Origin of the sequence: Bradyrhizobium pachyrhizi (genome assembly GCF_001189245.1) — a bacterium.
Taxonomy (GTDB): Bacteria; Pseudomonadota; Alphaproteobacteria; order Rhizobiales; family Xanthobacteraceae; genus Bradyrhizobium; species Bradyrhizobium pachyrhizi.
In genome coordinates this window covers 62520-89463 of record NZ_LFIQ01000058.1, presented here as the reverse complement: position 1 = coordinate 89463, position 26944 = coordinate 62520, and the positions used below count along the sequence as shown (strand labels likewise).

The 26944-nt window shown below is 64.2% G+C and carries 22 protein-coding genes, 1 tRNA gene and 1 pseudogene; 8 read left to right on the top strand and 16 right to left on the bottom strand.

Features of this window, described 5'->3' with window-relative positions; all coding sequences use genetic code 11:
- Positions 1-311 (bottom strand): annotated as a pseudogene (locus tag AKL29_RS44700) (arginine--tRNA ligase); the annotation flags it as partial.
- A 9-nt stretch (positions 312-320) separates the two neighbouring features.
- Complete coding sequence (locus AKL29_RS12165) at positions 321-1529, bottom strand: deoxyguanosinetriphosphate triphosphohydrolase (protein ID WP_028332141.1); 1209 nt, start codon at positions 1527-1529, stop codon at positions 321-323.
- Positions 1530-1667: 138 nt separating this feature from the next.
- On the opposite strand from AKL29_RS12165, the gene erpA reads away from it, so the two are divergent.
- On the top strand, positions 1668-1997 hold the full coding sequence (erpA, locus tag AKL29_RS12160; protein ID WP_016846874.1) for an iron-sulfur cluster insertion protein ErpA: 330 nt from the start codon (positions 1668-1670) through the stop codon (positions 1995-1997).
- A gap of 63 nt (positions 1998-2060) precedes the next feature.
- On the opposite strand, the gene AKL29_RS12155 is transcribed toward erpA, so the two are convergent.
- Both AKL29_RS12155 and AKL29_RS12150 read right to left on the bottom strand, forming a co-directional pair.
- A complete protein-coding gene (locus AKL29_RS12155; protein WP_028332142.1) occupies positions 2061-5189 on the bottom strand; it encodes an efflux RND transporter permease subunit in 3129 nt (1042 codons plus the stop codon).
- Between the two features lie 3 nt (positions 5190-5192).
- Positions 5193-6326, bottom strand: a complete 1134-nt coding sequence (locus tag AKL29_RS12150; RefSeq protein ID WP_028332143.1) for an efflux RND transporter periplasmic adaptor subunit — start codon at positions 6324-6326, stop codon at positions 5193-5195.
- 162 nt (positions 6327-6488) lie between these two features.
- On the opposite strand from AKL29_RS12150, the gene xth reads away from it, so the two are divergent.
- Entirely contained in the window at positions 6489-7280 is a 792-nt protein-coding gene (gene xth, locus AKL29_RS12145; RefSeq protein WP_050384325.1) for an exodeoxyribonuclease III, read from the top strand.
- A 21-nt stretch (positions 7281-7301) separates the two neighbouring features.
- Here xth and AKL29_RS12140 read toward each other — a convergent pair whose 3' ends face one another.
- The 4 genes from AKL29_RS12140 to AKL29_RS12130 all read right to left on the bottom strand — a co-directional run bounded on the left by AKL29_RS12140 (position 7302) and on the right by AKL29_RS12130 (position 12456).
- Positions 7302-8138, bottom strand: a complete 837-nt coding sequence (locus AKL29_RS12140; protein WP_050384323.1) for a tetratricopeptide repeat protein — start codon at positions 8136-8138, stop codon at positions 7302-7304.
- Positions 8125-9849: a dihydroxy-acid dehydratase gene (gene ilvD / locus AKL29_RS12135; protein ID WP_050384322.1), complete on the bottom strand. Its 1725-nt coding sequence runs from the start codon at positions 9847-9849 to the stop codon at positions 8125-8127. The genes AKL29_RS12140 and ilvD overlap by 14 nt, the downstream gene beginning before the upstream one ends.
- Positions 9850-10838: 989 nt before the next feature.
- Complete coding sequence (locus AKL29_RS46270; protein ID WP_283809398.1) at positions 10839-11099, bottom strand: GGDEF domain-containing protein; 261 nt, start codon at positions 11097-11099, stop codon at positions 10839-10841.
- Positions 11014-12456: a sensor domain-containing diguanylate cyclase gene (locus tag AKL29_RS12130; protein WP_283809397.1), complete on the bottom strand. Its 1443-nt coding sequence runs from the start codon at positions 12454-12456 to the stop codon at positions 11014-11016. The genes AKL29_RS46270 and AKL29_RS12130 overlap by 86 nt, the downstream gene beginning before the upstream one ends.
- A 485-nt stretch (positions 12457-12941) precedes the next feature.
- Between AKL29_RS12130 and AKL29_RS12125 the strand changes: the two genes are divergently transcribed.
- Positions 12942-13124 carry a hypothetical protein gene (locus AKL29_RS12125; protein WP_016846867.1) on the top strand — a complete coding sequence of 61 codons (183 nt, stop codon included), beginning with the start codon at positions 12942-12944 and terminating at the stop codon, positions 13122-13124.
- Between the two features lie 317 nt (positions 13125-13441).
- Here AKL29_RS12125 and AKL29_RS12120 read toward each other — a convergent pair whose 3' ends face one another.
- The 4 genes from AKL29_RS12120 to AKL29_RS12105 form a co-directional block, all read right to left on the bottom strand.
- Positions 13442-14356 (bottom strand): hydroxymethylglutaryl-CoA lyase, encoded by a 915-nt coding sequence (locus AKL29_RS12120; protein WP_050384321.1) that lies wholly within the window; start codon positions 14354-14356, stop codon positions 13442-13444.
- Positions 14353-16362 (bottom strand): acetyl/propionyl/methylcrotonyl-CoA carboxylase subunit alpha, encoded by a 2010-nt coding sequence (locus AKL29_RS12115; protein WP_050384317.1) that lies wholly within the window; start codon positions 16360-16362, stop codon positions 14353-14355. The genes AKL29_RS12120 and AKL29_RS12115 overlap by 4 nt, the downstream gene beginning before the upstream one ends.
- Before the next feature lie 2 nt (positions 16363-16364).
- Positions 16365-17969, bottom strand: a complete 1605-nt coding sequence (locus tag AKL29_RS12110) for a carboxyl transferase domain-containing protein (RefSeq protein WP_050384315.1) — start codon at positions 17967-17969, stop codon at positions 16365-16367.
- 141 nt (positions 17970-18110) lie between these two features.
- On the bottom strand, positions 18111-19283 hold the full coding sequence (locus AKL29_RS12105) for an isovaleryl-CoA dehydrogenase (protein WP_028332150.1): 1173 nt from the start codon (positions 19281-19283) through the stop codon (positions 18111-18113).
- 192 nt (positions 19284-19475) lie between these two features.
- Between AKL29_RS12105 and AKL29_RS12100 the strand changes: the two genes are divergently transcribed.
- Together AKL29_RS12100 and AKL29_RS12095 are read left to right on the top strand one after the other, a co-directional pair.
- Positions 19476-20129 (top strand): TetR/AcrR family transcriptional regulator, encoded by a 654-nt coding sequence (locus AKL29_RS12100; protein ID WP_050384314.1) that lies wholly within the window; start codon positions 19476-19478, stop codon positions 20127-20129.
- 2 nt (positions 20130-20131) lie between these two features.
- Complete coding sequence (locus tag AKL29_RS12095) at positions 20132-20626, top strand: Lrp/AsnC family transcriptional regulator (RefSeq protein WP_050384390.1); 495 nt, start codon at positions 20132-20134, stop codon at positions 20624-20626.
- Positions 20627-20658: 32 nt separating this feature from the next.
- Here the strand turns inward: AKL29_RS12095 and AKL29_RS12090 are convergent, their stop codons facing one another.
- Positions 20659-20964: an ETC complex I subunit gene (locus AKL29_RS12090; RefSeq protein WP_016846428.1), complete on the bottom strand. Its 306-nt coding sequence runs from the start codon at positions 20962-20964 to the stop codon at positions 20659-20661.
- Between the two features lie 244 nt (positions 20965-21208).
- On the opposite strand from AKL29_RS12090, the gene AKL29_RS12085 reads away from it, so the two are divergent.
- Positions 21209-22372 carry an OpgC domain-containing protein gene (locus AKL29_RS12085; RefSeq protein ID WP_050384313.1) on the top strand — a complete coding sequence of 388 codons (1164 nt, stop codon included), beginning with the start codon at positions 21209-21211 and terminating at the stop codon, positions 22370-22372.
- Between the two features lie 83 nt (positions 22373-22455).
- Here AKL29_RS12085 and AKL29_RS12080 read toward each other — a convergent pair whose 3' ends face one another.
- Positions 22456-24273: a carbamoyltransferase family protein gene (locus tag AKL29_RS12080; protein ID WP_050384312.1), complete on the bottom strand. Its 1818-nt coding sequence runs from the start codon at positions 24271-24273 to the stop codon at positions 22456-22458.
- Positions 24274-24640: 367 nt separating this feature from the next.
- Here AKL29_RS12080 and AKL29_RS40595 point away from each other — a divergent pair, with 367 nt between their 5' ends.
- Complete coding sequence (locus AKL29_RS40595; protein WP_082190564.1) at positions 24641-24907, top strand: hypothetical protein; 267 nt, start codon at positions 24641-24643, stop codon at positions 24905-24907.
- Positions 24908-25228: 321 nt separating this feature from the next.
- Here AKL29_RS40595 and AKL29_RS12075 read toward each other — a convergent pair whose 3' ends face one another.
- A complete protein-coding gene (locus AKL29_RS12075; RefSeq protein WP_050384311.1) occupies positions 25229-26005 on the bottom strand; it encodes a cyclase family protein in 777 nt (258 codons plus the stop codon).
- Positions 26006-26430: 425 nt separating this feature from the next.
- Between AKL29_RS12075 and AKL29_RS12070 the strand changes: the two genes are divergently transcribed.
- The gene (locus AKL29_RS12070) at positions 26431-26613 is read left to right on the top strand and encodes a hypothetical protein (protein ID WP_028332156.1); all 183 of its coding nucleotides are present in this window, start codon (positions 26431-26433) and stop codon (positions 26611-26613) included.
- A gap of 170 nt (positions 26614-26783) precedes the next feature.
- Here AKL29_RS12070 and AKL29_RS12065 read toward each other — a convergent pair.
- Positions 26784-26860, bottom strand: a tRNA-Pro gene (locus AKL29_RS12065).
- Positions 26861-26944 lie beyond the last annotated feature (84 nt).

The following is a 26944-nucleotide window of genomic DNA, read 5'->3' as shown; positions in this document are numbered from 1 at the left end:
TGCGGCTTCAAGGTCAGGTTGATGAAGCCGGGCCCGGCGACATCGACGGAGGCCACCAGCGCGTCGGCGCGCAACCGCTCGGCGATCTTGTCGGCAAGCTCGCGCGGCTTGGCCTTGGCGTCCTTGGCGAGCACCATCGCGGCATTGGTCGCCATGTCGCCATGGCTGGCGTCGCGCGGCGGCTCCACCACGACACGGGACAGGTCGATGCCGGCGGGCCAATTGTCCTCGGCAGCGACAGCGGCACAGATCGCGTGCACGCGCGTCAACATGTCGGCAAAAAGGTGTGGTGAAGCAGTGGTGTCGGCCATGGCAGGGCGCTAACGCAAATCCGGGGTCGAGTCAAAAAGCCTTTGATGCTCGATCAGGGCGAAACGGTCGGTCATCCCGGCAATGAAATTGCCGATCCGCCTGTTCCGAGCGCTCCCGGTCTCCTGCACGCTGCCCTCGATCCATTCTGCCGGCAGGTCTTCGGGCGATTGCTGGTAGCGCTCGAACAGATTGCGGACCACCTCCTCCGCCTCCCCCATCACCAGCATCACCCGCTTGTGGCGATACATCCGCCGGAACAGGAACGCCTTGATCGCCGCCTCCTGCTCCGCCACCTCCGACGGAAAGGCGATCAGCGGGGTGTTGTGGTGGCGCACGTCGTGCGCCGATTGCGGCTGCGCGGCCGCGAGGCGCCGGCTCGCTTCGTTGAAGACCGCGCTGATGAAGTGTGAGATCAGCTCACGCACCAGTTCGGCCCCGCGCCGGACCTCGTCGAGCCCGGGATAGTGGCGGTCGATCTCGGCGATGATCTCAGCGGTCAGCGGCATCTCCTTGAGGTCGTCGACCGCGAACAGGCCGGCACGCAGGCCGTCATCGATATCGTGCGCGTCGTAGGCGATGTCGTCGGCGAAGGCCGCGATCTGCGCCTCGAGCGAGGCATAGCTCCAGAGCTCGAGGTCGTGGCCCTTGTTGTAGTCGGCAATTCCGATCGGGATTCCACTCTCCAGGTAGCGGCCGGCCGGTGCGCCGTTGCGCTCGGTCAGCGGACCGTTGTGCTTGACGATCCCTTCGAGCGATTCCCAGGTCAGGTTCAGCCCGCCGAATTCGGGGTAGCGATGCTCCAGCGAGGTGACGACCCGCAGCGCCTGCGCATTATGGTCGAAGCCGCCGTCATCCCTCAGGCATTCGTCGAGCGCCCGCTCGCCGGCATGGCCGAACGGCGGATGGCCGAGGTCATGCGCCAGCGCCAGCGTCTCGGTCAGATCCTCGTCGACCCCGAGCTGGCGCGCCAGCGCCCGGGCGATCTGCGCGACCTCCAGCGAATGGGTCAGCCTAGTGCGGTAGTGATCGCCCTCGTGGAAGACGAAGACCTGCGTCTTGTGCTTGAGGCGGCGGAACGCGGTGGAATGGATCACGCGGTCGCAGTCGCGCCGGAACGGGCTCCGGGTCCGGCTCGGCGGCTCCGCGACCAGCCGGCCGCGGCTGCGATCGGGGTCGCAGGCATAAGGCGCGCGGGGGGCAGCCATTCCGACCGACACTGTATTTTAGTCCTTATCCATTTGATTCCATGGTCCGACGCACTTAACTATGACTAAGGCGGCCGACCAAATGAATTGGGGATGACGCCGGGCCTGATCCGGATCAGATCATGCTCAAATAGGGTTTCGGAGACCGACATGACTGCTGCCATCACCGTCAGCGAACGGGCCGCCCGCCGGATCGGGCAGATCCTCAGCAAGGAAGGCGAAGGCGCCAAGCTGCGCATTTCGGTCGAGGGCGGCGGCTGCTCCGGTTTCCAGTACAAGTTCGACGTCGAGCGCACCCAGGCCGATGACGACCTCGTGATCGAGCGCGACAGCGCGGTGGTGCTGATCGATCCGGCCTCGGTCCCGTTCCTCGCGGGCTCCGAAGTCGATTTCGTCGACGACCTGATCGGCGCCTCGTTCCGCGTCGTCAATCCGAACGCCACCGCCTCCTGCGGCTGCGGCACCAGCTTCTCGATCTAACGCTTCGCGATCCCAAGCGGTTTCTCCCGGCGAGCCGGTTTCCGGCTCGCGCCGAACGCTCGGCTATTCCGCCGCGACCACCTGCGGCCGCTCGACGTCGCCGCCTGTCTCCGCATGGGGATCGAGCTTGCGCCGCAGCCTGCGGTCGATGCGGTCGAGATAGATGTAGATCACGGGCGTGATGAACAGCGTCAGCAATTGCGACACGCAGAGGCCGCCGACCACGGCGACGCCGAGCGGCTGACGCAGTTCGGCGCCGGCACCCGCGCCAAGCGCGATCGGCAGCGTGCCGAAGATCGCCGCGAACGTCGTCATCATGATCGGGCGGAAGCGCAGCAGTGCCGCCTCGCGGATCGCGTGCTCGGCGCTGAGGCCGACGCGGCGGCGCTCCAGCGCGAAGTCGACCATCATGATCGCGTTCTTCTTGACGATGCCGACCAGCATCACGATGCCGATCATCGCGATGACCGACAGCTCCATCCCGAACATCATCAGCGTCAGGATCGCGCCGATGCCGGCCGACGGCAGACCGGAAATGATCGTGATCGGATGGATGAAGCTCTCATAGAGAATGCCGAGGATCACGAAGGCCGCGAACACCGCGGCGAGGATCAGCACGCCCTGCCCGCGCAGCGAATCCTGGAACACCTGCGCGGTGCCGGAGAAGCCGGTCGCGATCGTCGGCGGCAGGTTCGCGTTCTGCTCGAGCTCGGTGATCTTGTCGACCGCGTAGCCGAGTGAATAGCCCGGCGCGAGGTTGAACGAGATCGTCACCGCCGGCTGCTGGCCCTGGTGGTTGATCTGCAGCGGTCCGACCGTCGGCACCAACCTCGCAACCGCATCCAGCGGGATGGTCTGGCCATTCGCGGTCTTCATGTAGAGCTTCGACAGATCGGACGGATCGACGCGAAACTGCGGCTGCACCTCCAGGATAATCTGGTAGTCGTTCGACGGCATGTAGATGGTGCCGACCTGCCGCGCGCCGTAGGCGTTGTAGAGCTGGTTGCGGACCTGGTCGACGGTGACGCCGTAGACCGCCGCCTTCTCGCGGTCGATGTCGACCGTCATCTGCGGGTTCTTGATGTAGAGGTCGGTGGTGACGTCGAGGAGTCCTGGGATCTTCTCGATCTTGTCGCGCATCTCGGGCGCCAGCCGGTACAGCGACTCGGTGTCGCCGCTCTGCATCACATACTGATACTGGCTCTTGGAGATCCGGCCGCCGATGTTGAGGTTCTGGACGCTCTGGAAGAACGCCTGCATGCCCGGAATCTCGCGTGCCTTCTGACGGAGCCGGCCGATCACCACGGTGGCGTTGTCGCGGGTCTTCTGCGGCTTCAGTGCGATGAACAACCGACCGTAATTGGTGGTCGGATTGGGACCGCCTGAGCCGACGGTGGAGTTGATGTAATCCACCGCTGGATCGGTCCGCATCACCTCCACCAACGCCTGCTGGCGCACCTTCATCGCCTCGAACGAGGTGTCGGTCGCGGCCTCCGTCACGCCGATCAGGAAGCCGGTGTCCTCCTGCGGGAAGAAGCCCTTCGGCACGATCATGTAGAGATAGACGGTACCGCCGAGCGTCGCGAGCGTCACCACCAGCATCAGCGCCTTCTTGGCCAGCACCCAGTCGAGCGCCCATTCATAGGCGCGCAGCCAGGCCTCGAACATCGCCTCGAACGCCCGCAGCACGATGTTCGGCCGCTTGGTCGCGTCATGCGCGCGCAGCACGCGGGCGCACAGCATCGGCGTCAGGGTCAGCGACACGAAGCCGGAGACGATGATCGCAACCGAGATCGTCACCGCGAACTCGCGGAACACGCGGCCGACGATACCGCCCATCAAGAGCACCGGGATGAACACGGCGATCAGCGAGAAGGTGATCGAGATGATGGTGAAGCCGATCTCGCGGGCGCCCTTCAGCGCCGCCTCGAACGGCTTCATGCCGTGCTCGATATGGCGGACGATGTTCTCCAGCATGACGATGGCGTCGTCGACCACGAAGCCGACCGAGAGCGTCAGCGCCAGCAGCGTCATGTTGTTGATGGAGTAGTCCAGCGCGTACATCGCCGCGCAGGTGCCGAACAGCGAGATCGGTACCGCCAACGCCGGGATGAAGGTCGCAGAGGCCGAGCGCAGGAACAGGAAGATCACGAGGATCACGAGCCCGATCGCGATCAGCAGGGTCTCCTCGACGTCGCTGACCGCCTGGCGGATCGAGACCGAGCGGTCCATCATGACCTGCATGGTCACCGAGGGCGGAATGGCGGCGCGCAGCGACGGCAGCTTGGCCAGCACGGCGTCGACCACCGCCACGGTGTTGGCGTCGGGCTGCTTCTGGATCGCGAGCACGATCGCCCGCTCGTCGTTCATCCAGGTCGCGATCTTGTCGTTCTCGACGCTGTCATAGACCTTGGCGATCTCGTCGAGCCGGACCGGCGAGCCGTTGCGCCAGGCGACATAGATCTGGCGGTAGTCGGCCGCCTTGTCCATCTGGCCGGAGGCCTGCAGTGCCACGTCCTGCTTGGGGCCGTTCAAGGTACCGACCGGCGTCGACGAATTGGCGCGCGACACCGCGGCGCGGATATCCTCCATCGAGACGCCGCGCGCGGCGGCGGCCTGCGGATCGGCCTGGACGCGGATCGCGAATTTCTGCGCGCCGTAGATCAAGACCTGGGCGACGCCCGGCAGCTGCGACAGCGCCTGCCCGATCGTGATGTCGCCATACTCATTGACGCTCGACAGCGGCAGCGTCGCCGAGCCGAGCGAGACGAACAGCACCGGGAAGTCCGCCGGGTTCACCTTCCGGAAGCTCGGCGGGATCGTCATCTCGATCGGCAGCCGGCGCTGCGCGATCGTCAACGCGGTCTGCACGTCGAGCGCGGCGGCATCGATGTTGCGGTTGAGGTCGAACTGGATGGTGATGACGCTCGTGCCCTGCGAGGAGTTCGAGGACATCGAGGAGATGCCGGCAATGGTCGAGAGCTGGCGCTCGATGATGCCGGCGACCGAGGCCGCCATGGTGTCGGCGCTGGCGCCGGGCAAGGTCGCGGTCACCGCGATGGTCGGGAAGTCCACCTTGGGCAGCGCCGAGACCGGCAGCAGGCGGAAGCCGAACACGCCGAATGCGATGATCGACGCCGTGATCAGCGTCGTCATGACCGGGCGGCGGATGCAAAGCTCGGAGAGCGTCATCGGTCAGGCTCCGGCCTTGCGCGCCCGCAACTCGACCCGCGATCCCTCGGACAGCAGCAGCTGGCCGTCGACGACGACGCTTTCATCGCCCGCCAATCCGTCCGAGATCACCGAGCTGCCCTGAAAGGTGCGATCGACCTTGACCGGCCGGACCTTGGCGACGCCGTCCTTGACGACGAAGACGAAATTGCCGTTCTGGCTGCGCTGCACCGCGACCGTCGGCACCACGACCGCGTCTTCGCTGCGGATGATCAGCTTGGTCTGCACGATGGTGCCGGGCCAGAGCGTCTCGCTCTCGTTGTTCATGATGCCGCGCACGGTCACCATGCCGGTGGTCGCGTCGACGGCGTTCTCGACCATCGCGACCTTGCCGCGCTCGGAGCGCTGGTGGCCGGGAATGGTCGCGATCACCTTTGAATCGCCCTTCCCCATGGCGTCGCGCAGATCGACCAGCGCCCGCTGCGGAATCGCGAAGGTGACGTAGACCGGTGCCATCTGGTTGATGACCGCGAGCGGCTGGGTGTCGGCGGGGCGGACGAAGTTGCCGACCTTGACATTGGCGGCGCTGATCCGTCCCGCGAATGGTGCGCGGATGACGGTGTAGCTCTTCTGGACGCGGAGATTCTCCAGCGCGAAGCGGTCGGCCTTGATGGTGCCGATCAGGACGTCGGACTGGGTCTTGGCGTTGTCGAGGTTGACCTGGGTGGTCGCACCCTTGCCGACCAGCTCGGTGTAGCGGCGGAGGTCGCGCTGCGCGCCCTCGAGCTGGGCCTGGTCGCGGGCCAGGACGCCCTCGGCCTGTTCGATCTGCGCGTCGATCTGCCGCGCGTCGAGGGTGAACAGCAGGTCGCCTTCATTGACCCTGGCGCCGTCCTCGAAATGCACCGCGACAATGGTGGTCTCCAGCCGCGACTTCAGTGCCACGCTGGAGATCGGCGTGACCTGCCCGATGGCATCGACATCGACCGGAACCGATTTGCGTTCCGCCTTGGCGAGATCCACGGACACCACGCGCGGCCGCGGGGTCCCTTGCGCGGTGGCGGCGCCGCCACCCATCCATGAAGTGCGGGTCATATAAGCCGCCCCGGCCGCAATGCCGAGAACAGCGACAGTCAGAACCAAACTGCGTTTTTTCATAAGTTTTGCACGTGCGCCGCCGGCTTCCCTTGCAAGCCGGAACGCGTCGTCACTCCCCCGTCGGCAATTGTTGCGCCTTGTTTCCGGAGAGAGTTAGCACAGGCGGACCGCCCATGGTATGCCACCTAAGTGAAATAGTGCGGCTTCAATCCGGTCATTTGCATGCGCATCGCTACGTGGAACGTCAACTCGGTCCGGCAACGGATCGAACTTCTGGTCAGCTGGCTGAAGGAGTGCTCCCCCGACATCGTCTGTCTGCAGGAGATCAAATGCGTCGATGATGCGTTTCCCCGCCTCGAGGTCGAGGCGCTCGGGTACAATGTCGTCACGCACGGCCAGAAGACCTTCAACGGCGTCGCGCTGCTGTCGAAACTGCCGTTCGACGAGACCAAATCGGGCCTCGCCGGCGACGACGAGGACGCCCATGCCCGCTTCCTCGAAGGCGTCGTCACGCTGAAACAAGGCGTGATCCGGGTCGCGTGCCTTTATCTGCCCAATGGCAACCCCGCTAATACCGACAAATATCCGTATAAGCTCAAGTGGATGTCGCGGCTTCTTGAGTATTCGAAGGAGCGGCTGAAGGCCGAGGAGCCGCTGATCCTGGCCGGCGACTTCAACGTCATCCCGACCGCGCGCGACGTCTACAATCCCGCCGCCTGGGCCGATGACGCGCTGTTTCGGCCTCAAACCCGCGAGGCCTTCCAGTCACTGCTCGGCCTCGGCCTGATTGACGCATTGCGAGCGGTCAATGACGAGCCGGGCCAGTACACCTTCTGGGACTACCAGGCCGGCGCCTGGCAGAAGAACTGGGGCCTGCGCATCGACCATCTCTTGATGTCGCCGCAGGCGAGCGACCGGCTGATCGACGTCGGTATCGACAGCTATGTCCGCGCCTGGGAGAAGCCGTCCGACCACGTCCCGGTCTGGGCCGATCTCGATTTCGAGATCGCCTGACCCCGCCGGCCGACCGGAAGATCAATCCCGGCGGCCCTGCACCCAGTGCTCGAGCATCTGCAGCGCCATCGCGCGATCGTCCTCGGAGGCCTTGGCGATCGCCCGGTTGTAGCTTTCCTTGATCCAGGCCTCATCCGGCGTCGCGCTGTCGCGCGCCAGCGTCAGCCACATCAGGCCGCGGGCCCGCTGCGGCGGCAGGCGATCGCCGTTGAACAGCATCTGGCCGAGCAGCGCCTGCGCCTGATGCTGGCCCTTCTGGGCGGCGAGCCCGAGCCATCGCGCGCCATAGCGGAAATCGTCGCGCGAGGCGTCCGGCGTCTTCAGGTAGAGCCGGGCAAGGTCGTACTGGGCGTCGGCATTACCGAAATAGGACGCGGCATAGGAGAACATCTCCCGCGCCCGCTCGGTGTCCGCCTTCACCTTGGAATTGGGAATGCCACTCAGATAGTAGCGGCCGAGCGCGACAAAGGCATTGGCCACGATCGAGGCCTGCGGTGCCGACGGGGAATCCTCGGCATGCGCATTGGCGATCCGGCTGAAATACTCGAAGGCGCGCATGTCGTCCTGGATGACGCCATCGCCCTCGGCGTACATCTTGCCGAGCTTCCACTGCGCCACGGGGTGGCCGCCTTCGGCCTGGTACTGCAGCGTGCTGAACGACGAGGTCGGCGAGGTCGCCGCAGGCGCCACTGGGGTGGCGGCCCGTTTCAGCGCGCCGGCGGTCCCGGGCTGCGGGGAAACCACAGGAAGAACCTTATCTTGTGGGTTGACCGGGGCGCCGTCGAATCCGAATCCGGGGCCTGCCACCGGAATGGCCCCTAACGCAAACGCCAATATCGTACGCCTAAACGTCCGCATAACACTGTTTCTCGTACGCGCCACCCGGATGGGTGACTGCGCCATCCACCGCCGGCCCCACTTGCTCGGCGTACTTCCACAGCGCACCAGATGTATGGTTCGTCGCGCGAGGGGCCCATTTGGTCTTACGATTTGCGAGTTCGGCGTCGCTCAAATTTACGTTAAGGGTGCCGGCGACCGCATCGATCTCGATGACGTCGCCGTCTTGCAACAACCCGATCGGCCCGCCGACGGCCGCTTCAGGTCCAATATGTCCGATGCAGAAGCCACGGGTGGCGCCGGAGAACCGGCCATCGGTGATCAGGGCAATCTTGCCGCCCATCCCCTGCCCGGTCAGTGCCGCCGTGGTCGCCAGCATCTCCCGCATGCCGGGACCGCCCTTCGGCCCCTCATAGCGGATCACGATCACCTCGCCTTCCCTGTAGGTGCGCTTCTGCACCGCCTCGAAGGCATCTTCCTCGCGGTCGAAGCACCGGGCCGGTCCGGTAAACCTCAGGTTGGACATTCCCGCGACCTTCACGATCGCACCCTCCGGAGCGAGATTACCCTTTAACCCGACAACCCCACCCGTCACGGTGATCGGATTGTCGGCGGGCCGCACCACATCCTGGTGCGGATTCCATTTCACGCTTTTGAGGTTTTCGGCGATCGTTCGGCCAGTGACGGTCAGGCAATTCCCGTGCATGTGGCCATTGTCGAGCAGCGTCTTCATCAGCAGCGGAATGCCACCTACTTCAAACATGTCTTTGGCAACATAACGGCCGCCCGGCTTCAAATCCGCGACGTAAGGAGTCTTTTTGAAGATTTCGGCAACGTCGAACAAATTGAATTTAATGCCGCACTCATGGGCGATCGCCGGCAGGTGCAGCGCAGCATTGGTCGAACCACCTGAGGCTGCAACCACGGCCGCAGCATTTTCAAGGGCTTCGCGGGTGACGATGTCGCGGGGCCGGATGTTTTTCTCGATCAGCTCCATCACCTTCTCGCCGGCGGCAGCGCAGAAGGAGTCGCGGATCTCGTAAGGCGCCGGAGCCCCGGCGGAATACGGGAGCGCAAGGCCAATCGCCTCGGAGACGGTCGCCATGGTGTTGGCGGTGAACTGGGCGCCGCAAGCGCCGGCCGACGGGCACGCCACCCGCTCGATCTCGTCGAGGTCCTCGTCCGACATGGCGCCAACCGAGTGCTTGCCGACTGCCTCGAACATGTCCTGGACGGTGACCGGCTGGCCGCGAAAGTTGCCGGGCAGGATCGAGCCGCCATAGATGAAGATCGACGGCACGTTGAGGCGGACCATCGCCATCATCATGCCCGGCAGCGACTTGTCACAGCCGGCGAGCCCGACCAGCGCGTCATAGGAGTGGCCGCGGACCGTCAGCTCGACCGAATCGGCGATGCACTCACGCGACGGCAGCGACGAGCGCATGCCGTCATGGCCCATCGCGATGCCGTCGGTGACGGTGATGGTGCAGAACTCGCGCGGCGTGCCGCCGGCCGAGGCCACGCCCTTCTTCACCGCCTGCGCCTGGCGCATCAGCGAAATGTTGCAGGGAGCGGCTTCATTCCAACATGAAGCAACGCCGACAAAGGGTTGATGAATCTGGGCTGTCGTCAGCCCCATCGCGTAGAGATAGGAACGGTGCGGAGCGCGCTCGGGCCCTTCCGTCACGTGACGGCTGGGCAGCCTGCCCTTGATGTTCGGTTTGGCGTCCATCGCGACCCTGTTCCCGGCGCTCTTTCCTCCATCAACGCCGGAACCCGAAAAAATGTCCCGCCGTCGGAGCGCTGGCTATTCAGCTACGTGAATATCCTTTCATGTCGGGGTGTGGCTAAAAAGCGGCGCGACTACGGACCGGGTGCTTTTAAGGTTAAATGTTCAGGCACCGTTGCATCATCGCAACAATCGTGGCCGCCGGGCAACCATGTATTATTAGTCCTTATGGGAACTTGGCGCGAGCCTGACCACGTAGCCGACAGATTGCCACCTTGTGATCGAGCTCGCTTGAGTAGCGGGATTGCTTGGATAACGGGATTGAGGGACAGCCGTTGCGCACGGACTCAACTGTCAAACAGCGTATTCGGTGTCATCACCCGCGCATGCGAGCGATCCAGCATTCCAGAGGCGCCAGTGCTTGAGCCGAGGGGGTGCGTCCTCCGCTGTCGTCCCGGCGAAGGCCGGGACCCATACTCCGCAGCGGATGTTGTGAATGGGGCTCGTCGTATCAGAATCGCGCAATAGTCGGCATTGGTGGTTATGGGTCCCTGCTTTCGCAGGGACGACACTGAGTGTGTTGCGCGGTCAGTGGTTATAACTTCGCATTCTCGCGACATGTTTTGCCCGAGCTTTGCTCTTCGTTCAGCCCTCTCTGTTGAAGAGGGCGCAGGAAGAGCCGGGTGCCGATCGCACCCATGGGCCCCGAGCAATGGGTAGAAAGCTCGGGGGTAGGACCACAGGTGTAACCGGAAACAACCCGGCTTTCCCTGCGCGATGGGTTACGGCTTACTTCGTGCTCTCCCCGGCGAGACTGGGCTTGCGCAACACGGCTCACAGCGGACGGTCGAGCAAATTGGCGACCCCGTTGGTCGCGAGCAAGAGTCGTCCATGTCCGCACCAGCGGGAGGCCGCACCCCATCCACGCGTCATTCCGGGTTCTCGCTTCGCACGCCCCGGGAATGACGACGGGGAGACGGCGTTCGCAACCTCTACTCCGCCGCCAGCTTCGGCGGCACCGGAGACGACCAGCACTCAACGCGATCTCGACCGCGCTCCTTGGCTTGATAGAGTGCGGCGTCGGCAGCCTTCATCAGGGCGTCTATCCCGGGCATGCTCGTGATGGCCTCGGCAACGCCGATGCTCACCGTGAGTGACACCGGTCGATCATCCGCGCCCACCGTTAACGCTTCCGCCCGCTTGCGGATGCGCTCGGCGACGGTTCGGGCGCGCGACAATGTGGTCTCCGGCAGCAGGACGGCGAACTCCTCGCCTCCGACGCGACCGACGACGTCGGACTTGCGCTTTGCCCCGAATGCATATCCCGGCAACAGCCTTGATGGCCTCGTCACCGACCGCATGCCCGAAGCGATCATTGATGCTCTTGAAGTGATCGATATCGACCATCAGCACGGATACGGAACGATAGTAGCGCTGGAACCGGCTCCACTCCGCATCCAGCGTTGTCAGGAAGTGCCTGCGGTTGAACAATCCGGTGAGCGGATCGGTGGTCGCAAGTACCTCCAGCTGCCGTGCGTTGCGGACGAGATCGGTCACGTCGACGAAGGTCAGCATGCGACCGCCGTTTGCCATCGTCGAGCAATGGATCCTGATATCGCGGCCGTCCGGCGTCTGCACGTCGCGCTTGTGATCGCCTGCCTTGATCTCCGCGATCCGCTTCGCAGGAAAGGCCCTGATCTGCTCCGGGGTCGCGCCCGCCGGAACGGCGCGGCGGTTGCGCGTGAGCAGTGTGATGTATGCCGGATGCCGCGCGACCTCCTCCTCGCTCACCTCCCAGAATTCCCGCATTCGCCGATTGAGGAAGATCGCATTGAGATCGCGGTCGAGCAGGACGACACCGTCCTCCACGTTCTCGAGCGCGCCGGTCAGCACCTTCAGCTTGTCGGATGCGCGCACGATGTCGGTCACGGGCGTGTAGCTCACAATCCGGCCGCCGTCGGGCAGCGGCGTGCACTGACATCGAACCACATCACCATTGCTGCGCCTGAGATCGATCGGGTTTGGGTCCCCGACGCTCACGAGGCGGACGCGCTCGGCAACATAGGCTTCGAGCTGCGCGGCCGGCAGCTCGTAGGCCATGGCCTTGCAGCCGTGATGCATCAGGTCGGTGAAGCTGGGGTTGCGGTCGGCCACCTCGTCCGGAAGCCGCCACATGTTCTGAAACGCGCGGTTGATGAACAGGGCCTTCAGCTCCGCGTCCAACAGCAGGATGCCGACGGGGATCTGATCGAGCGCCGCGCGCAGCGCCAGCATGTGCCCGCGCAGAATGTCGCCGCTGCGCCGCTCCGGAATGACGGCCGGCGCAGGAGCGGCAGGCGCGGGCGCCGCAGCGTTGGCCTGTTGCTCTTCAAAAGCCAGGCCGAGCTGGCGGTCCGATTGCCACAGCCGTTTGCATGGCTTCACCTGATTGCTGCCGACGAGCAACAGTTGAATGTGATCGGGAATGCCAACGACACTTTCAAGTTCCACGGTAGCGCCCATCTCCGTGAGCTGGCGCACCGTGCAGTCGAAGGCCGACCGGCCGAAGTTGAAGACGATCTTTCCGGCCAGAAACGTTCGGCCGCGGGAAGCTGACACCTGTCCGGACATGGCGAGAATCCACCTGGAGCAATTGCGAGCCCTCTCACCTCAGCACGTTTGAGTCACCAAGCCATGAACGCTTCGGGAGGGTTTATCGGGAGCCGAGCCGATGACGCCGGCTGTGTGCGCCGCAAAACGGGTTCCATCCGGCGAGAGGACTCGCTCGTAGGGTGGAGCGAAGCGCTACCCATCATTTGCGCCGCGGATACTGAATTGATGGGCTTCGCTGCGCGCTACCGATCCGATTACGGCTCCGCCGCATCGTCAGTTGCTCACCTCATATCCGAGCGCTTCGATTTGCCTCCGGAATGCCTCGAAACGCTCATGCGCTTCCGCCTTCGTTGTACGAGCTACGGCGGACAAGTCGCTCCCATCAATCTGTCAAAGTCACTGCCGGAAGAATTTAGTTCTACCCTATAATTATGCTGTGTTAGACGCAGTCCGAGTAGTAGCGTCACAACTCCCTCAGTAACAGTGTCAGGGAAGCGCCCGCCATGTCTGCTCTCCAAGCAAAGCTGGAACGATTTGAGATCCTCGCCGACGAATGCGAGCTGATCGCAAGCAGGACGCTGGATGGGAGCAACCGCGAGCTATACCAGCGGTTGGGCGGGCACTATCGCGAGCTGGCGACCGATATGAGGGCCGTGATCGCGACGATCAATGCTCCGGCGGCGTAAGAAAAAGGGCCGCTCGAAACAACAAGCGGCCCAAGTCTAGGGAGGAAACGCCCTCAAGGAGGGCGGCGATAGCGCGAGGCGCTGTCGCACGATATGCATATGGGTTGAGTGTCCAGCTTCGGGAGCCCGGACTGCGCAAGCCAGGGGCGCGACGATGAGCCTTGAATCTGCGCTTCGCAGCGCATAACTCCGAGCGCGACCGCCGGAGATTGAGGCGGCTGCAATCCCGATACCCGTCAATGCCGCCCGGGCCGCGATGGGTATCGCTACCGCCTTCGCTCCTCGAGCAACGGAAATCGCTCCAAGCATCCCACAATTTACGAGTTGCCGAGCCGCCTGCGCTTCGCGTTGAGCGCGGACGCAACACGGCTCACCGGCGGACGGCCGAGCAAGCCGGCCATCTCGTTGGTCGCGGCCAGCAGTCTGTCCATATCGATCCCGGTCTTCACGCCCATGCCCTCGAGCATGTAGACGACGTCCTCGGTCGCGACGTTGCCGGTGGCGCCGGGGGCGTAGGGGCAGCCGCCGAGCCCGCCGGCGGCGGCATCGATGACGCGAACGCCCTCCTCCATGCCGGCATAGAGATTGGCGAGCGCCTGGCCGTAGGTGTCGTGGAAGTGCATCGCGAGGTTGCCGATCGGCAACTCAGAACCGACCGCACGCAGCATCTCTTTGGCCTTCAGCGGCGTGCCGACGCCGATGGTGTCGCCGAGCGAGATCTCGTAGCAGCCGAGATCCCACAGCGTCACCGCGAGGTCGGCGACCGCCTTCGGCTTGATCTCGCCGTCGAACGGACAGCCGAGCACGCAGGAGATGTAGCCACGCACCTTGACGCCGTCGGCCTTGGCGCGCGCCAGCACCGGCTTGAAGCGCTCGATCGATTCCGCGACCGAGCAGTTGATGTTGGCGCGGGAGAAACCTTCGGAGGCCGCCGCGAACACCGAGACCACCTCGGCGCCGGCCGCGCGCGCGGCGTCATAGCCCTTCTCGTTCGGCACCAGCACGTGGAATTCGGCGCCCTTTATGTGGCTGACGCCGCGCAGCACGTGGTCGGAGCTCGCCATCTGCGGGATCGCCTTCGGCGACACGAAGGCGCCGACCTCGACGGTATTGAGCCCGGCCGCCACAAGCGCCACGACGAAGGCGATGCGCGCCTCGACGCTGACCGGCGTCTTCTCGTTCTGCAGGCCGTCGCGCGGCCCCATCTCGACGAGTTGGATCTGATCGCTCATAACGCGGCCGCAGGTTCGACTTCGGCAAGCTCGACGCCCTCGCCGACGATGTCGCCGATCTTGCATTTGAGCTTCTTCAGCACCCCGGCATAGGGCGCGCGCAGGGTCTGCTCCATCTTCATCACTTCCAGGGTGAGGATCGGGGCGCCCTTCTCGAGCGTCGCGCCCTCCTCGGCCAGCAGCGCGACCACAGTGCCCGGCAATGGCGCCACGATCTTGTCCTCGCCGACCTGTTCCTCGCTCTCACCGCCGAACGGATCGACCCAGTGCAGGTCGAAGCGGCCGTTGCGGGTGCGCAAGTAAAGCTCGTGGCCCTCGATGACCGCGGCAATACGCGACTTGAGGCCGCCAAGCGTCAGGTCGAAGCCGTCATCGCCGGCTGACGAGATGGCGAAGACGAGTTCGCGCCCGCCGACGGAGAGCGTCGACGGTCCGTTGCCATAGTGCAGCGTGATGGTCTGGGCGGGCTCATGGCCCTGCCGGAACGAAAACACCCGCTGACGGCGGCCGACTGGCATCCAGCCGAACGCCTGCCACGGCGAGTTGGCCTCGCGCTGCGCCGCCTTCTGCTCGTCGTTGACGATCGCGGCGACCGCCGCGCAGAGCTCGAACTCGCCGGCCGTGCCGGTACCCGATGTCAGGTTCTTCAGCTCACGCTCGATGAAGCCGGTGTCGATCGCATTGGCTCGCGTGTCCGGATGCGTCACCAGCGCCGACAGGAACGGGATATTGGTGACGATGCCGCGGACATCGGTTTCCTGCAGCCCGCGATTGAGCTTGTCGATCGCGCCCTCGCGCGTCGGCGCCCAGGCGATCACCTTGGCGAGCATCGCGTCATAGTAAGGCGATACGTTATCGCCGCTGCGATAGCCGGCATCGATGCGCAGGCCGTCGCCTTCCGGCGGCGTCCGCCAGGTCTTGATGCGGCCGACCGAGGGCATGAAGTTCTTCTGCGGATTTTCGGCGTAGACGCGAGCCTCGATGGCATGGCCGTTCAGCTTGATCTGGTCCTGCTTCTGCGGCAGCGCCTCGCCGAAAGCGACGCGGAGCTGCCATTCGACGAGATCGACGCCGGTGATCAGCTCGGTGACGGGGTGCTCGACCTGCAGTCGGGTGTTCATCTCGATGAAGAACACGTCCTTGCCGTCGGAGACGAACTCGATGGTGCCGGCGCCGATATAGTTGACCGCGCCGGCGGCCTTGCGGGCAGCCTCGCAAACCGTCTCGCGCTGCGCGGCGTTCAGCGTCGGCGACGGCGCCTCCTCGATCACCTTCTGGTGGCGGCGCTGCAGCGTGCATTCGCGCTCCCACAGCGAGAGCAGATTGCCGTGGCTGTCGCCGATGATCTGGACCTCGATGTGGCGCGGGTTCTGCACGTATTTCTCGATCAGCATGCGGTCGTCGCCGAATGCCGCCTTGGCCTCGCGCTTGGCGCTGGTGATCGCGGCCGTGAGCTCAGCCGCCGAATTGACCACGCGCATGCCGCGGCCGCCGCCGCCGGCGGACGCCTTCACCAGCACGGGGAAGCCGATCCGGTTGGCCGCTTCGGCCAGCGTTGCCTCGTCCTGGGCCTCGCCGTGATAGCCCGGCACCAAGGGCACGCCGGCCTTCTCCATCAGCGCCTTCGAGCCGGATTTCGAGCCCATCGCCGTCATCATCTCGGCGGTCGGACCGACGAACACCAGACCGGCCTCGAGGCAGGCCTGTGCGAACTCGGCATTTTCAGACAGGAAGCCGTAGCCGGGATGCACCGCCTCGGCGCCGGTCTCCTTGGCGGCGGCGATGACGCGCTCGATGTTGAGATAGCTGTCGCGCGCCCGGGCAGGACCGAGCAGCACCGCCTCGTCGGCAAGCGCGACATGCATCGCGTCGCCGTCGGCCTCGGAATAAACCGCGACGGTGCGCAGCCCCATGGCGCGCGCCGAGCGGATGACGCGGCAGGCGATCTCGCCGCGGTTGGCGATCAGAAGCGTGCGGAAACGCCGGGTGAGTTTTGAGCGGTCCATGGTCACATCCTGAACAGGCCGAATTTCGTGGGTTCGATCGGCGCGTTTGCCGCCGCCGACAGGCCAAGCCCGAGCACGAGGCGGGTATCGGCCGGATCGATCACGCCGTCATCCCACAGCCGCGCCGTGGCGTAATAGGGATTGCCCTGCTTCTCGTATTGCGCGCGGATCGGCTCGCGGAATTTGTCTTCCTCTTCCGCCGACCAGCTCTCGCCCTTGGCCTCGATGCCGTCGCGTCGCACCTGGCTCAGCACCATCGAGGCCTGCTCGCCGCCCATCACCGAGATGCGCGCATTCGGCCACAGCCAGAGGAAGCGCGGGCTGTAGGCGCGGCCGCACATGCCGTAATTGCCGGCGCCGTAGGAGCCGCCGATCACGACCGTGAATTTCGGCACCCCGGCGGTCGCGACCGCCGTCACCAGCTTGGCGCCGTCGCGCGCGATGCCGCCGGCCTCGTACTTCTTGCCGACCATGAAGCCGGTGATGTTCTGCAGGAACACCAAGGGAATGCCGCGCTGGCAGCACAGCTCGATGAAATGCGCGCCCTTCAGCGAGCTCTCGCTGAACAGGATGCCGTTGTTGGCGATGATGCCGACCGGATAGCCAAAGATATGGGCGAAGCCGCAGATCAGCGTGGTGCCGTAGAGCTTCTTGAACTCGTCGAATTCGGAGCCGTCGACGATCCGCGCGATGATGTCGTGCACGTCGAACGGTTTTCTGCCGTCGGCGGAGACCACGCCGTAGATCTCCTCGGCCGGAAACAGCGGCTCTTGCGGGGGACGCATGTTGAGCTGCGCCTTCACCGGCTGCTTCAGCGTGCCGACGACGCGGCGCGCGATCCCGATCGCGTGGGCGTCGTTCTGCGCATAATGATCGGTCACGCCGGACTGGCGGGAGTGGACATCGGCGCCGCCGAGCTCTTCGGCGGTGACGACCTCGCCGGTCGCCGCCTTCACCAGCGGCGGACCGCCGAGGAAGATCGTGCCCTGATTCCGCACGATGATGCTCTCGTCGGACATCGCCGGCACATAGGCGCCGCCCGCGGTGCAGGAGCCCATCACGATCGCGATCTGCGGGATTCCCTGCGACGACATCTGGGCCTGATTGTAGAAGATGCGGCCGAAATGCCGCTCGTCGGGAAAGATCTCGTCCTGCAGCGGCAGGAAGGCGCCGCCGGAATCCACCAGGTAGACGCAGGGCAGATTGTTCTGCCGCGCGATGTCCTGGGCGCGCAGATGCTTCTTCACCGTCATCGGGTAATAGGTGCCGCCTTTGATGGTGGCGTCGTTGGCGACGATGATGCATTCGCGCCCCGAGATGCGCCCGACGCCGGTGATGACGCTGGCCGAATGCACGTCACCACCATAGAGCCCGTTGGCGGCGAGCGGCGACAGCTCGAGGAATGCGGTGCCGGGATCGACCAGGAGATCGACGCGGTCGCGCGCCAGCATCTTGCCGCGCGAGGTGTGCCGCTTGCGCGAGGTCTCGCCGCCGCCGCCGGCCACCTGGTTGAGCTTGCCGCGGAGCTCCGCGACCAGGCCGCGCATCACCTCGGCGTTGCGGGCGAATTCAGAAGATGTGGGATCGATCGTCGAATGAAGCGGCATCGGTGTTGCACGTTTCGTTGGAGTATCGGTGGGGTTCAAGGTCAATCATCGTGCCGGGATGAACACAACTGCCACCATTGATGCGGTGACAGCCCCGCACCCCGCCCCTCTCCCCGCAAACGCGGGGCGAGGGAGAAGATATCAGGCTGTCTTGGCGAACAGCTCGCGGCCGATCAGCATGCGGCGGATCTCGCTGGTGCCGGCGCCGATCTCGTAGAGCTTTGCGTCGCGCAGCAAGCGGCCGGTCGGATAATCGTTGATGTAGCCGTTGCCGCCCAAGAGCTGGATCGCATCCAGCGCGCACTGGGTGGCCTTCTCCGCGGCATAGAGGATGGCGCCGGCGGCGTCCTCGCGCGTGGTCTCGCCGCGGTCGCAGGCCTTCGCCACGGCATAAACATAGGCGCGCGAGGCGTTCATCGTGGTGTACATGTCGGCGACCTTGCCCTGCACCAGCTGGAACGAGCCGATCGGCTCGCCGAACTGCTTACGCTCGTGCACGTAGGGCAGCACCACGTCCATGCAGGCCTGCATGATGCCGATCGGCCCCGCCGCCAGCACCGCGCGCTCATAGTCGAGACCACTCATCAGCACGTTGACGCCGCGGCCGACCTCGGAGAGCACGTTCTCCTCCGGCACCTCGCAATCCTCGAACACCAGCTCGCAGGTGTCGGAGCCGCGCATGCCGAGCTTGTCGAGCTTCTGCGCGGTGGAAAATCCCTTCATGCCCTTTTCGATGATGAAGGCGGTGATGCCACGCGGGCCGGCATTCGGATCGGTCTTCGCGTAGACCACCAGCGTATCGGCGACCGGGCCGTTGGTGATCCACATCTTGTTGCCGTTCAGCACGAAGCGGTCGCCCTTCTTGTCGGCGCGGGTCTTCATCGAGACCACGTCCGAGCCAGCCTGCGGCTCCGACATCGCAAGCGAGCCGACATGCTCGCCGGAGATCAGCTTCGGCAGGTATTTGCGCTTCTGCGCCTCGTTGCCGTTGCGGCGGATCTGGTTGACGCAAAGGTTGGAATGCGCGCCGTAGGACAGGCCGACCGAGGCCGACGCCCGCGAGATCTCCTCGACCGCGATGCAGTGCTCGAGATAGCCGAGGCCCGAGCCGCCATACTCCTCCTCGACGGTGATGCCGTGCAGGCCGAGCGCGCCGATCCTGGGCCAGAGGTCGCGCGGAAACTGGTTGCTGCGGTCGATCTCGGCGGCGCGCGGCGCGATCTCGTTGGTCGAGAAATCATGCACCGTCTCGCGGATCGCATCCGCGGTCTCGCCAAGGTCGAAATTGAAGATTGCCGCCTGGTTCGAGGCCATGATCCCTCCCGTGAGATTCATCTTGCAATTAAACGATCATACGTTTTTTTCTTGGCTTCGCAAGCAATCGTGCTAAGGTTTGGGCGCGAAATCCGCAGTTCATTGAATTCACTGGGATTTCATGCGATATACATACGGTCGTTCGCTTGTTTCCTGGTTCTCCCTGGCAAGCCAACACCCTCCGAGGCCCCGATGGCACGCACGATCGGCTCACACGGTCCCACCACGCTGGAGGCGATCCGCAAGGCCGGCGTGCGCCTGATCTTCGAACACGGCTACGAGGCCATGAGCCTGCGCCAGCTTGCCGCCGAGGTCGGCATCCAGGCGGGCTCACTCTACAACCATATCTCAACCAAGCAGGACCTGCTGTTCGATCTGGTCCAGGACCATATCAACGATTTGCTGCGCGAGCTTGACCTTGCGCTGGAGGGCAAGGCCGATCCGGTCGAGAAGCTGCGCGCCTTCGTGGCCTTCCACGTCACCTATCACATGACCCGCAAGCGCGAGGTCTTCATCGCCAATTCCGAGCTGCGCAGCCTCGATGCGAAGAACTACGACGCGGTGGTGGCGCTGCGCGGCGCCTACGAGCAGCGGCTGGCGCAGATCCTCACCGATGGAGTGTCGGACGGCGTGTTCGAGGTGGTCGACATCCAGGTCGCGACCTTCGCGATCCTGGCGCTGCTCACCGGGCTGTGCACCTGGTACCGCCCCGGCGGCCGGCTGACCCGCGACGCCATCATCGCGGCACATGAGAAGCTGGTGCTGTCGGGTGTCGCGCCGCAGGCCGCGATCGGCCAGGCGAGCTACGGCAGCGACAGCCGGCGCGCCGCCGTGGCGGGCTCGTGACCGTGACCGAGCGCCCACAGCTCGATGACATCGATCTGCGGATCCTGTCCGAGTTGCAACAGGACGGCCGGATCAGGATCAACGAGCTTGCCGAACGGGTCGGCATCACCGCCCCGCCCTGCCTGCGCCGGGTTCGCGCCCTGCGCAGCCGCGGCGTGATCCAGGCGATCCGCGCCACGCTGGACGAACGGCTGCTCGGCTACGAGGTGACGACCTTCGTGCTGATCCAGCTCGACAGCCAGACCCTGAGCGCGATCGAGGCGTTCGAGGCTGATGTGGCGGCCGTGCCGCGCTTCCTGCAATGCTGGCGGATCTCTGGCGATGCCGACTTCATGCTGAGATGCGTCGCACCCAGCGTCGACGACATGCGCCAGCAGCTGCTGCAATTCGCCGGCCTGCCCAATGTGCGTAAGATCAGAAGCTTTCCGGTGCTCGGCGTCTCCAAGGACGCGCCGCTGCCGATCCCGGGCGCCCTCGCTGCGCCTGCGGCGAGCTGATCCGGGCGCTAGTCCAGACCAGTGCGTCTAACCTAGTGGGTCCAAGGCTCCCAGCGGCGGAACGCGAAATTGTCGGCATAGGCGATCTGGCGATGCGCCGAATCCTTCGGCTCGATCACCTGGTAGGCGATGCCCTTGCGCTCGCAATAGGCGACCGCCTCTTCCTTGGTCTCGAACTGCAGCGTCAGCTGCTGCTTCATGTCGGTGGACGAGGTCCAGCCCATCAAGGGCTCCACGGAGCGCGGCTGCTCCGGCTCGTAGTCCAGTTGCCACTCTTTGGTCTTGGCACGTCCCGATTGCATCGCGTTTTTGGCGGGCTTAAAAATGCGTGCGGTCATGGATGGTCGGCCCCGTGGGATGTGCGACATGGAAGCGATTTGAAGGAGACCGCCGGGATAGTATAGAGACACCTATCAACGATCTGATCGGTGATTCCTCGATCTCGGAGGCAGCCTTCGCCGGACCGGTATAGTCATTCTACCGCGCTGTGACAATCTGGCCTCGGGAGGCTTCCCTTAGGAGTCCCCCCGGGCCCGCGGCGCGATCTTCTCGACAAGCATCACCTCGAGGAAACGGCGCGCCATGGAAATCCACGCTACCCTGCCCGAAAAAGGACGTGACCTCCGGCTCGACCTGTTCCGCGGGGTCGCGAACTGGGCGATCTACCTCGATCACATCCCCGACAACGTCGTGAACTGGATCACGACGCGGAATTACGGCTTCAGCGACGCCGCTGACCTGTTCGTCTTCATCTCCGGCTACACCGCCTCGTTCGTCTATGCCCGCATGATGCTGGAACGCGGCTTCATCGTCGGCGCCACCCGGCTGACCAAGCGGGTCTGGCAGCTCTACGTCGCCCACATCATCCTGTTCGTGATCTACATCGCCTCGATCAGCTATCTGGCGCTGCGCTTCGGCGATTCCGAGATCATCAACGAGTTCAACGTCGCCGGCCTCGTCGACAACGCCACCGAGACGCTGCGCCAGGGCCTGTTCCTGAAATTCAAGCCGGTCAATCTCGACGTGCTGCCGCTCTATATCGTGCTGATGGGCCTGTTCCCGCCGGTGCTGTGGTTCATGCTGCGGCGGCCGAACTGGACCATGGCGGCCTCGCTCGTGCTGTGGCTGGTGTCGCGCCACCAGGGCTGGAACCTGCCGGCCTACCCGGCCGGCAGCTGGTACTTCAATCCGTTCGCCTGGCAGGTGCTGTTCGTGTTCGGCTCGTGGTGCGCGATGGGCGGCGCCCGCAACAACATGCGCATCATCAACTCGCGCTACACGTTGTGGTTCTGCATCGCCTATATGATCTTCGCGCTGATCATGACGATGGCCGGGCGCTTCCCGGACTTCGGCGCCATGTTCCCGGACTGGCTCTATTCGGCCTTCAACCCGAACGACAAGACCAACCTCGCGCCGTATCGCTTCCTGCACTTCGTGGTGATCACGGTGCTGGTGATCCGCTTCATCCCGAAGGACTGGGCGGCGCTGGAGTGGAAGGTGTTCGATCCCTTGATCGTCTGCGGCCAGCAGTCGCTGGCGGTGTTCTGCGTCGGCGTGTTCCTGTCCTTTGTCGGACATTTCGAGCTCTCGATGAGCTCGGGCTCGCTGTTCGCGCAGATCTTCGTCAGCATCTCCGGCATCGCGATCATGACGATCGTGGCCTATTACATCTCGTGGTCGAAGCGGCAGGACAAGCCGGTCAAGCCGCCGGCGGCAAAACCCACGGCGCCGGCGAAGGCGGCGTAAGTCCTTTATTTTTTGAGCAAGGCCGCGCGAACGCTTCGCGTCTGTCGCGGGAAGAACCGCTTCGCACTTTTTCGGGCCATGCTCTAGCCGCCGCGACTGGTGTCCTGCGTGGTCGAGGAGACGATGGTGGCGACGTCGCCGAACGTCGTCATCACGGGCGTGACCACCTTGTGCATGGCGGTCTTCGACACCAGCGTGTCATGCATCACGAGGTTGTCGATCCCGGTGGTGAGGAAGCAGCTCACCGCGTCCTGCGGCGTCTCGATGATCGGCTCGCCCTTGACGTTGAACGAGGTGTTGATCAGGACCGGCACGCCGGTCAGCGCCTCGAACTCCTTCAGCAGGCGATAGAGCATCGGGTTGGTCTGTTCCCGCACGCTCTGCACCCGCGCCGAACCGTCGACATGCACGATCGCCGGGATCCTGTCGCGCCATTCCGGCCGCACCGGCTTTGCGATCAGCATGTAGGGCGAGTCCTCCTCGCCTTCGAAGATCTCCTTCATGCGCTCGGCCAGCACGATCGGCGCGAACGGCCGGAAGGCCTGGCGGTGCTTGACCCGGCTGTTGAGGATGTCCTTCATCTCGGCCTTGCGCGGATCGGCGATCAGGCTGCGGTTGCCGAGCGCGCGCGGACCGAACTCGGAACGGTCCTGAAACCAGCCGATCACGCGCTGGTCGGCGAGCAGCTTTGCGGTGTCGCGGCAGATATTGTCGCTGCGCTTGGCGTCGATCTGGATGCGCACCAGGAAGCTTTGCAGCGCAGCGGCCACCTCGGCCTCGCTGTAGCGCCGCCCGACATAGGCGTGGTCCATCACGAACGAGCGGCGCTGCTTGAGCACCTCGAGCCAGCCGTAATAGGCGCAACCGATGGCGATCCCGTCGTCGCCGGCGGCGGGCTGGATCCAGATGTTTTCGAAACCCGACTCGCGCGCGATGCGCCCGTTGGCCACGCAGTTCAGCGCGACGCCGCCGGCGATGCAGAGATTTTTCGCACCCGTGGTCTCGCGCAGCCAGCGCGCCCGCGCCAGCAGCACGTTCTCGGTGTCGTCCTGCACCCGCCAGGCGATGTCCTCCCAGTGCCGCATCGTCGGGCTTTTGTCCCAGCTGCCGCTGTCGAGCACGAAGGGCTGCTGGTTCTCGGCGCCCCAGAACGGCACGTGCAGCTTGCCGTCCTTCATCTCGAGCAGATGGCCGACCTGCTCATGGCGGCCATAGGGCGCCAGCCCCATCAGCTCGCCGCACTTGTTCCAGTCGCCGAATACATAGGTCGAGACCCGGCTGTACAGCGCCCCCAGCCCCGGCATGTTGTAGAACTCGTCCGACAAGAGCCCGCGCGCCGGCTCCATGAAGACCTTCTTCAGGCATTCGAGCCTGGTGTCGTCGAACCTGTAGTAACTCTCGGACTCGCGGGCCAGCGGCGATGCCCCGTCCTGCGGATAGGACTCCATCGCGTCGACCTGATAGTTGCCGACGCCATCGACGATCATCACGACGCCGTCCTTGAATGGCGACACCGCGAACGCGCTGTAGGCATGCGCGAGGTGGTGCGAGATCGACACCACCTTGTCGGATTTGGAACGAAACAGCGGGTGCTTGATTGCCTCGTTGCGTTCGGCGATCGGCAGGAAGCCCGGCATATCCTGGTGGAGCATCCGCTCCTCCATCTCGGGCACCGGCAGGATGTAGCTGTTGCGCACCACGAGATCGACATCGTCGAGGGTGATGCCCTCGGCTGACAGGCAGTAGTCGACGACTTCCTTGTAGAAGCCGGAGGCGTGCTTCTCGCGGGTGATGCGCTCCTTGGAGATCGCGTAGGCGATCGCGCCGTCACGCAGCAGGCAGGCGCTGACGTCATGGTCGTAGACGTTGAGACCAAGGACGTAAGTGTGTTGTTTCGGCATGGGCACTCTTTGGGAAGGATACTGCAACGCTGAGAGAACAGGATCGTGTCGACTTCAAGTTCTCGCCGGCAATTTCCGAGGTTCTCAAATCTCTGCTTCTGCGATGCACAAATCAAATCGGCGCAACGCAAGATGAACAGAATGAACGGCGGATGAACGACAAGATGAGCGCAGCAACGACAGCATCCTTTGCAGGCGGGACTGTAACTTGACCTTACCTGTTGGTCTCAATAGAGTCGTTAAAGCTCGCAAGAACCTTAGTGAAAATATCGTCTTAGCATGCTCGAACCGAATGCCGGTCTTGCGCGTCTAAGCGAGACAGCCAGCATCAGTTCAGATGTTTGGAAGTGGACTGGAGATCTTCAGAATGACTAAACGCTACAATATCCTGACTCGTTGCCTAGCAGCAGTCGCTTTGTTGTTCGTCTATGTCGCAAGCACCTCCGCCATCCTGGTCGGCGTCACGACAGCGCCTGCGCAAGCCTGGCGCGGACGTGGCGGTGGCTGGGGCTATCGTGGCGGCTGGGGCCGCGGTCGCGGATGGGGCTATGGCCGCGGCTATGGCTACTACGGTGGTTATGCCGGTCCCCGTTGCTGGTGGACCCCGCGTGGCGTTCGCGTTTGCCGGTGGTAACAACCGCCCGGCCGACACAAGCGATATTGAAGATAATGATCAGGTGCGTCGATCGCGGCGCACCTGATTTTCTTTTGCGGCCAGCCTCAGCTGCGGCACTCAAGAAAGAGCCCCGGGAGACGCCGGGGCTCTAGTCACGGGAGAGAACGCTTCCGAAATCGGGACGCGAGGACGAGCCGACGGCCCGATCACCCAATGCATCTACTACGTGCATAAGAACAGATTTGGCTGCCTCAAGCTGTAGCTGTGCCGCAACAACCGGCAGTAATGCACAGCCTGTCCACCGGTTCCCGAAGCTGGCCGGACAGAACCCAGGCGCGGCTAGCCGTCGAGGATCGCCACCGCCCTCGTCCACCCCGCCGACGCGCGCTCGATCTTCACTGGGAAGCACGACACCATGAACCCGGTCGACGGCAAGAGCTCCAGATTGTGCAGCTTCTCGATGTGACAGTAACCGATGTGCCGCCCGGCCTTGTGGCCTTCCCAGATCAGGCTGGCGTCCCTGGTCTCGGCGTATCTCTTCGCGGTGAAGACGAATGGCGCGTCCCAGCTCCAGCCGTCGATGCCGGTCAGCCGCACGCCGCGCTCGAGCAGATACATCGTCGCCTCGTAGCCCATGCCGCAGCCCGAATTGACGTAGTCGGGCTGGCCATATTTCGCGCCCGCGCTGGTGTTGACGACGACGATCTCGAGCGGTGACAGCGTGTGGCCGATGCGCTTCAGCTCGGCTTCGACATCCTTGGCGGTCGCGACATAACCGTCAGGCAGATGGCGGAAGTCCAGCTTCACGCCCGGCTGGAAGCACCATTCCAGCGGCACCTCGTCAATGGTCCAGGACCGCTCGCCGCGGTTCATGGTCGGATGGAAATGCCAGGGCGCATCGAGATGCGTGCCATTGTGGGTGGAGAGCGAGACCTGCTCGACGGCCCAGCCCTGTCCGTCGGGCAAGTCCTCCGCCTTCAGTCCATCGAAGAACTGCAGCATGCGCGGCAGCCCCTGCTGGTGATCTATATACTGGATCGTCGGATGGTTGCCGGGCGGATCGGCTGGAACGTCGTTTTGCAAGGGAACGGAGATATCGATCAGTCTGCGCGCCATGGTGCTTTCTCGCGGATTGGTCTTGTCGGGCCGAACTACCCTGCCAGCGCGCGCGCGTTATCGGCAAGCCACATCCGCTCGAGATCGCAGCTCACGATGTTGTGCCCTGGACTGCGGCAAGGCGGCGCAACGTTGAACCTATCCCCCGCCCGCACGACCCATTGGCACTGGGGATTTCAGGGCCCAGTATTTCGACGGCGCCGTCTGGACGAGCATATTCCGTCCAGGCGGCGTTGTTGCATTAGGCGAGACAATCTCGGCCGAAGCCTGGTTGCCCGTGCCAGAGCTGTTCACGCACAGAGAGCCGCAGAAACAATACGTGTGCTCATGTCGCGCGGATTGCTGGTGGTGTTGCCACGCCGATACAGAGATACCCCCACAACGATGCTAACCAACCAGCATCTGAACCAAGACGGGGTTGCGTCGTGTCGGGATTTGATCACTGGAACGGTGCAAATAGAGCCTACTCGTCCGCCGATGCGCCACATCTGCGCGATGAGCAGCAGCAGTTCGACCGCTATCACAAATTCGACGACCCCATCTCGCGACCGCCGGAGAGCGGCTCGAGAACCGTGATCCTGGACCGCTACAACCCGCCGGCTCGTTGATCCGGTCAGGCAGTGGAGCGCGGGGGCTTGGGTCCGGCGCTTGCTATTTCAGGGAGCCAACTGACCGCGATGTGTGGTCCAGGTCAGACACGAATGCCGAGCACGCGCCGATAAACATCGCGTCAGCTTCATCTGCCGGCGGAGCGTCTCTGTTAAGTCTTTGATTTGGATGGTCGGGGCAGCTGGATTCGAACCAACGACCTGCAGTACCCAAAACTGCCGCGCTACCAGGCTGCGCTATACCCCGACATTTCCGAGAAGCCCCGTGGATACACGCTTCAGCCAGCCCCAGCAAGGCACGGATGGGGGCTTCGTGCGGCGAATCCGGGCA